Source organism: Leptospira weilii serovar Ranarum str. ICFT (genome assembly GCF_000332415.1).
In the GTDB taxonomy this organism is placed as follows: Bacteria; Spirochaetota; Leptospiria; order Leptospirales; family Leptospiraceae; genus Leptospira; species Leptospira weilii_A.
In genome coordinates, this window is sequence record NZ_AOHC02000005.1 from 23,283 (window position 1) to 30,080 (window position 6,798).

The window sequence follows — 6,798 nt, forward strand, 5'->3', positions numbered from 1 at the left end:
TATAAAAAAAGAAAGCGCCTTCGCGAACGAAGGCGGTCCCGAAGATCAGTTTTGTCGAGTTTCTCCCGAATCCGGTGAAAGTATTAAACTTTCTGAATCCACCGCTTCAAACTGATTTCCTAAAACCTTTCCGAGTTTATGAAGTTGATCGTTGTTCCAATTCTCGTTCGGAGATCCTGACATAAACCAATCGGAACCGTTGTCTGCGAGAATCATTCCGTATTTCTTGAGCGCTCGCAAGATCACCTGATTCTCTTTACTAAAACCGTCGATGTTGAAACTTGCTTTCAGACGAAAACGCGTTCCCATAGGTGGAACATTCTTATCCGTAATTTTAGATGCATAGTGACGTGCAGGCCAAACGTACGCTTTCTGAGTGCGTTTTGCCGTGAAACGAATTGCATGTGTGATTTCTCCCGAGGCCACTTCCTCATAACGCACCAAACCCGGTAATATCGGGAGTCCGGCGGCGTCCGCTGAAGTCCAATTTGCAGGACGCAGTTGATTGGATTTTAAATCGAAGATCGCGCCGGAACCCGCCGTCCAAGCTTTTCCTTTTTTTCTGGCGGAATACAATTCATACAACTTGCATGTTTTTTGTTCCAATACAAGAACGTGCCTGTCCCCGTTACTTGTATCCCCGCCTTCCACGGGCGCGTTAGTCGGAATCGGATAAGGTCCCGGTTCGCTTTCCTCCGAATATTCAAAGGATATTGCAACGGGAGAAACGTCGGACGTTAGGATAAACGGGATTCCGATCGGACTTCCTTCCCAAAGACCCGAACCGAAATCCGCCTTCAGTTTTTTTTGCGTTCCGATACTACGAACGTAAACTTCCGAAAGAGGATGTAAAGGAAGCGTATCGATCGGAGTGTTCCAGATATTATTTGCGGGAAATACTTCGCATTTCCCGAGCTTAGGGTTTGAGTTCAAGGAATGCAGGAATAAGATGTTTGTAAAAAGAGTTACCAAAAGGAATATTTTACGATAGTTCACGGGACAATTCGTATTCACTCCTTTTAGAAAAGCAAATCATTTTGTGATTTTTGCTCTGACATTTTAAGGATCACAAAGAAACGACGACAGTATAACGTTTCGGATTTTATCCTCGTACTTCTTTGATTTATAAAAGATAGTGGAGTCCTCATTCCGGGACGATTTTATTTCGTAAAGGAATGGAATACGAAGCAAAAATCCTCCCTTTCCAAAGAAGATCCGGATATCTTTGGATTGGGGATTGTATATTAAAGTATTTTAATATAATGTGAATTCGGTTAACGAATGCGAAAGCGATTATATATTTCGACTTGCAACGCGCCCCATTAGTTACTCGAACGGGCCCAGGGTAACTAAAGGGGCACAGGGTCGCAACACCGGAGAGAAATATTGAGTTTAATTCCGAAGGAATTGAAACATTATGATGCGAACGCAGGAGCAACATAATGTTCAAGCGCGGTCCAGCCCAAAAACCCGAGCGCCGCCGCTCTCTATGGATCGCAGCGCCGGGGCTGGATTCGCTCGGATTTTCAACCGTCGAATTCACGTTCGTTAAAAAAATGCCGCCTTAAATTGCGACCTGCGGGTTTATGAGACATTCGTAAAGTCTCGTGTCTTTGGCTGTCGATTTCGTAATTCCGACAAAACTTGTAGGTTGAAAACAGACGGCATTCGTAGAATTCTCAGTTTGAAGGTTTTGGTCGTCTTAGTTCCTACGAACTTCCCGTTCCGGGTTTACACGACAGTTCGATAGGTTCTTCAGTCCCACACTTTTGAAATTGCCTTCCCACATGCGACTCGGAACATGGAGCTATAGTTTTGTATGAAACAAATAGACAGTCAGAAAAAAAGGAAATCCTAATAAACGTATGAAAATTTCAGTAAAAAAATTAAGACCCCACGCCGAACTTCCGGCGTTACAAACCAAAGACGCGGCCGGTTACGACGTGCATGCTTGTCTCGATTCAAATCTTATTTTAGAGCCCGGAAAGGTCGTTCTCGTTCCGACCGGACTTTCTTTTGCGATCCCTCGGAACTATCATTTTGAAATTAGACCCAGATCGGGATTCTCCACAAAAAATCGGATTTTGATTCCGAATTCTCCCGGAACGATCGACAGCGATTATCGAGGCGAATTGATGATCCCACTTCTGAACTTAGGGGAATCTCCCTTTGTTGTCGAACACGGAATGAGAATCGCTCAATTACTCATTCGCGAAACCTGGTATGCGGAGTGGGAATCGGTTTCCGAGTTTACGGATCGGACGGAAAGAGGCGCGAACGGTTTCGGCTCCACGGGGCATTAGAAAAAATTCCGAATCGAATCTATTTATAAAAAAATAATATACTAAAATGAATTCCGCGTTTGGTTTTTAGAGAAACTAAGATGAGCGACCCTAAAAAGAGAGATAACCATGGCAGATCGACGGTTCTTTGAGAAAGAGATGGATAGGTTCTTATTATGGTTTTCCGTCAACTTTAGGTCATAAAGAAGTTGTCCAAGCGAAACGATTTTATTCTATTTACTACAAAAATGAAATTTTTGATTTGGAGAACCTGGAATAGAACGGTTGCAAAATTAATTCTCCATTTGTTTCTTTTCTCTGCTACGAGCGAAGTCCGGCGCCTATACAAACTTAACAAATAATTTCCAAAATCCTCAAGAAATCGCTAATATTAGATTTTTCTTGTAACCGGCCGATAACTTTTTCCGAAGAAAGCAAACAGTGAGGAAAAAAATGAGAGAGAATTTACTTTGTTTCCTTTTTCGGAAACGTCGTCTTGGGATTTGGATTTTTTTTTGTATCTATTCTCTACAAGCGGATCCGCTGTTTTCTCAGCAGAAAGAGGAAAACCAAGAAGGAGAAAAGAAAAAGTCCGTTTTTGAGTTCTGGATCAAACGTCAGACTTACCGATGGACTCCTTACGATTATACTTCCTTTTCGGAACATTCTTCCTTGGAAAATTCGATCAAAACGGATTCGATAAAACAAAATCAGAAGGTTATAGTTCCTCTCTCGTTTCGCTACGACAACCAGGACCGTGGATTTAGAATCGAAATCTCGGCATACGAAATCGAATTAGCAAATCCGAATGCGATCGTGACTCGGGCGGGGCAGGGAGGTGTTACGGCTCAAAGACATTATTTTAACCCGATGCTTAGATCGGAAGCTGAATTCAATTATTATAAAATTCTAAATATAAACGAAGATTGGAAAATATTGGCAGGCGCGGGGATTCGGAACATTAACAAATACAAATACGGTTATTTCCTCCGAGAAGGGAGTTATCAGGAATATTTTTACACATACGGCCCTCAGCTCGTATTCAATACGGAATACAAACTCTGGAAAGACTTGTCCGCGCACTTCAGTCTGGATTTATTTTATACGGAAGGAAGCAGATTTTACAAGGATCGAATGATCACGCCGGATGTGATCGTGGTTTCCAACGGCGCCGCGGGTGCGCGCGGAATCTATCGCGGATACGAAATCGATTTCTCTTTTGGTTATCGCATCTTGGAAGCGGTGAAAATTTTCGTAGGTTACAATTACATCGATTCTTACTTCTCGTATCTCGGATTCAATCAAACGGATTTCACACTTGGAAATTTTCAAACCTCTCCGTTTCAAACGCAGACGAACGACGTTCCTTTTATCACTCGTCCCATTCATTCCGGCAATCATGATATTTTGCATGGACTTTATTTCGGAGTTTCTGTTGGTTTTTAGAGCTTGTCGCAAAATCTGAAACTGTGGGAACTCTTACATTTTTAAACGACGAGAAAATCATCTAAAAGCCTAAAACCGTCAAAGAGACGCTTTCTGTGGGAACTCCTGCAAATTTCCTTTTAGATTTTGGGACAAGCTTTCAATTAAAATGATTCGACTTTCAAGGAAGTTTCCTTCTGTTTCTGCAAACGAAATAAGACCAGAATCCTACGAAATCCGGCAAACGTTCATAGGAAACAGCCGTCCCCTAGGAACAAAAAGGATTCTAATTTTTAGATCTTTGGTTTTACTGAAGACCTACATTTTTTGCCATGGTTTCCAATTCGGAACCGATATCCAATAACGTGCGATAATCCGCAAAAAAGGATCCTCCACCGTAACTTTTCTTATAAACGATCCCGTTGTAATACACTACGTTCAAACGATTTTTGTCGTGCCAAACATAGCCGACACATTCTAAAGTAACCTTATTGTAACCCGTGTTGCTTTGGTATAAAAAGGGTAACTTGTTCAACCATAAAGACTGAGGTATATTAAAGAAAGCAGGATCGCTCGTGTAAGGATAAACCGGAGGGTTTGGATTGTTTTGATATCCTACGTCAATATTCGAATCTAAACGAAAACGAACCAAATAACCCGGATGCCCGTCGATTTGTGTGGAAGATACGGTTGGTTGTTCCTTAAGAGTAACATTTAAAAGATTGGTTGGAGTATTGGCAAAGTTTGCTAACCAAGCAATTTGATCGGCCGCAGCCAGTGCAACCACTCCCGTCGGGTCGAAGTTATTATTCGGAAAAGAATAAACCATACCACCTTCGTCATTTACGATGTAGATTCCGAACCACGCCTGGAAATAATCAGACCTTGGATCGAACCGTTGAGATGTGGTACCGTCTGCGATCTTTTTTGCGAATAGAAAATAGTTCTTACCGGTAATCGGCACTCCGTTGATGTTCAAACCGAAGGCTTGCCATACCGTATCCATCTGGGCGGAAAATACCCGAGGATCCCATGAAAACGGAATATAATTGAATTTGATATCGTCGATCGATGCGGTATTCCATAAATGTAATTTAATATATTCTTGGCTACTCTTTGCTGAATTTAGCTTAGCGGACAAAGATTCGCCTGAAATCAAAAGCTGTATGTCTTGGTTTTCGGAATTACATCCGTAGGCCAAAGCTATCGTTGAAAAAGCGATCATAAATAAACGAAATAGTTTCGCTTTCAATCTAAATCGATTGGTTTTTGATGTTCTCATAATTCTAACTCTCCAAAGTGTTTTTTAAATCGAACTTCCAATAAAAGGAATCGTTGTCGAATTGCGCCTAAATCTTCCTTGAAACTATCAAACAACGAACGACTTTTCCGGAAGAAATTAGGAAGCTGCAAAATTTAGAATTTCTGTTTTTGTATCGAAATTCATTTTCATTCAAAAAAAAGAATTCGAAAGCTACTTCCAAAATATGCAGTGCATGGGAATCAAATGGTCTGTTTACGGAAAATAGATAGATACTTCCTTCTCTCTTGTTCGTATAACGAATCAAAAGAGAAGAAAGTGTTTCTTAGTTACAAGCTCCCGGGGCTACGGCTCCACCTGCATAGTAGACTAACGTAGCGTTATTGTAGTTTACTATATCCGCACCATAACCGGAATAACCGGTTTGAGTCGTAGGCGGCATATGATCCCAAAAATTGTTCAGAGCGTATTGAGTTTGTCCGCTCGCTCCGGCGCCTAACGATAGATCCTGGTGGTCATTGCAGGAAAAGGTATTTCCTCCGACGCTTCCCGTAGTTCCTTGTCCCAAATCCAGTTTGATATATACACTTTGTACACCGATATGATTCTGAGTGAAAAAGTTGTTTTCAACTTTATTCACATTGCTCGTGCTGTAAGTATAATCCGAGATTCCATTGTAATTGGAAAGAAAGGAATTGCCGGTAATGATATTTCCTCCTTTCGTTGGAGTGTAACTAGCTGTACCGATAAGAATTCCGTGTCCCCCAAAAACTCCTTCAATCGTATTCTTATTCACCTTTGCAGCATAAGTGTGGTGCAGCAAAATCGTTGTCGAATATACGGAGGAATCGAACGGTTTAGGATTGGTGATCTTAAACCCTGAAACTTGACTGCTATCTCTTAGGGCCAAAGTTACGTTACTACGACCGGAAGCAATATCTGGACCGTTTCCTGAGATGAAAGTAGGTCCGGTCTTCGGAGTTGTTCCCGGTGGTCCCGCATAGAGGGAAGAAGAACCTCCGATCAAACCTTTCCCGTTGCTATCGCCGTATAAATTGACGTCAGCCGGAATGGTAATCGGAAATGTTTCTCCGATGGAGCCACTGTAAGTACCCGGTGCGACCGCAATCACCTTGATGTTGTTAGCCGTTGCAGCCAAAATCGCTTTTGTAATCGTGCGGAACGGAGCGGATTTTGTGCCTGGATTTGTAGAGTCGTTTCCGGAAATAGAATCTACATACAGCGTTGGTATATCGAAGATGACTGACTCGGATGATTTTCGATCCGAATTTGCGACAATCTTAGAAGGCTGGTCGTTGAGAATTCCTAAAAGTAATTTAGAAGAGGTTTGATTCCCCCCGTTTTCACCTGCACAGCTCATTGTCATCAATGAAGCTATCAACCAAACTTTATAAATCTGTTTCATTTAAAATCTCCTTTTGTCAGAGATACGGTTTTTAGGTCGAATCTCCGTTAGTCTATACTATAACAACAAAGGACATTTTTTTGCTTATAAAAATAGATCATAAGTCTTTTTTGTGAAAAATTAAATTCATTGTGTATTATAAAAATAAAAATATAGAATATATATTTTTTAATATATAATACTTTTAGTATATATAATTCGATTCCGTTAGTCATTATTGCCTAATCGTTTGATTCTGAACTTGAAATTAGATTCGAATATTCATTGTTTGGCGGCAAAACTCTTCTTTGTATTTGGCATTTCTCATTGAGATTTGGAATACAAAACGTCCTGCTTTTGCGTTGGATACAGTTAGAAAGAGGCTTTTTGGGATTGTTTGTGCATTTTAACTTCATACTAGGTGT

Annotated in this window: 5 protein-coding genes; 2 read left to right on the top strand and 3 right to left on the bottom strand. The window is 41.1% G+C overall.

The window, feature by feature from the left end; translation table 11 throughout:
- Positions 1–45 precede the first annotated feature (45 nt).
- Positions 46–996: a hypothetical protein gene (locus LEP1GSC060_RS00300; protein WP_002993386.1), complete on the bottom strand. Its 951-nt coding sequence runs from the start codon at positions 994–996 to the stop codon at positions 46–48.
- A gap of 869 nt (positions 997–1,865) precedes the next feature.
- On the opposite strand from LEP1GSC060_RS00300, the gene dut reads away from it, so the two are divergent.
- Both dut and LEP1GSC060_RS00310 read left to right on the top strand, forming a co-directional pair.
- Positions 1,866–2,303 (top strand): dUTP diphosphatase, encoded by a 438-nt coding sequence (gene dut / locus LEP1GSC060_RS00305; RefSeq protein ID WP_002993389.1) that lies wholly within the window; start codon positions 1,866–1,868, stop codon positions 2,301–2,303.
- Positions 2,304–2,735: 432 nt separating this feature from the next.
- A complete protein-coding gene (locus LEP1GSC060_RS00310; RefSeq protein ID WP_002993379.1) occupies positions 2,736–3,728 on the top strand; it encodes an LA_2444/LA_4059 family outer membrane protein in 993 nt (330 codons plus the stop codon).
- A gap of 286 nt (positions 3,729–4,014) precedes the next feature.
- On the opposite strand, the gene LEP1GSC060_RS00315 is transcribed toward LEP1GSC060_RS00310, so the two are convergent.
- Together LEP1GSC060_RS00315 and LEP1GSC060_RS00325 are read right to left on the bottom strand one after the other, a co-directional pair.
- Positions 4,015–4,989 carry a hypothetical protein gene (locus LEP1GSC060_RS00315; protein WP_002993408.1) on the bottom strand — a complete coding sequence of 325 codons (975 nt, stop codon included), beginning with the start codon at positions 4,987–4,989 and terminating at the stop codon, positions 4,015–4,017.
- Positions 4,990–5,293: 304 nt separating this feature from the next.
- Positions 5,294–6,394, bottom strand: a complete 1,101-nt coding sequence (locus tag LEP1GSC060_RS00325) for an LIC10774 family surface protein (RefSeq protein WP_002993377.1) — start codon at positions 6,392–6,394, stop codon at positions 5,294–5,296.
- Positions 6,395–6,798 lie beyond the last annotated feature (404 nt).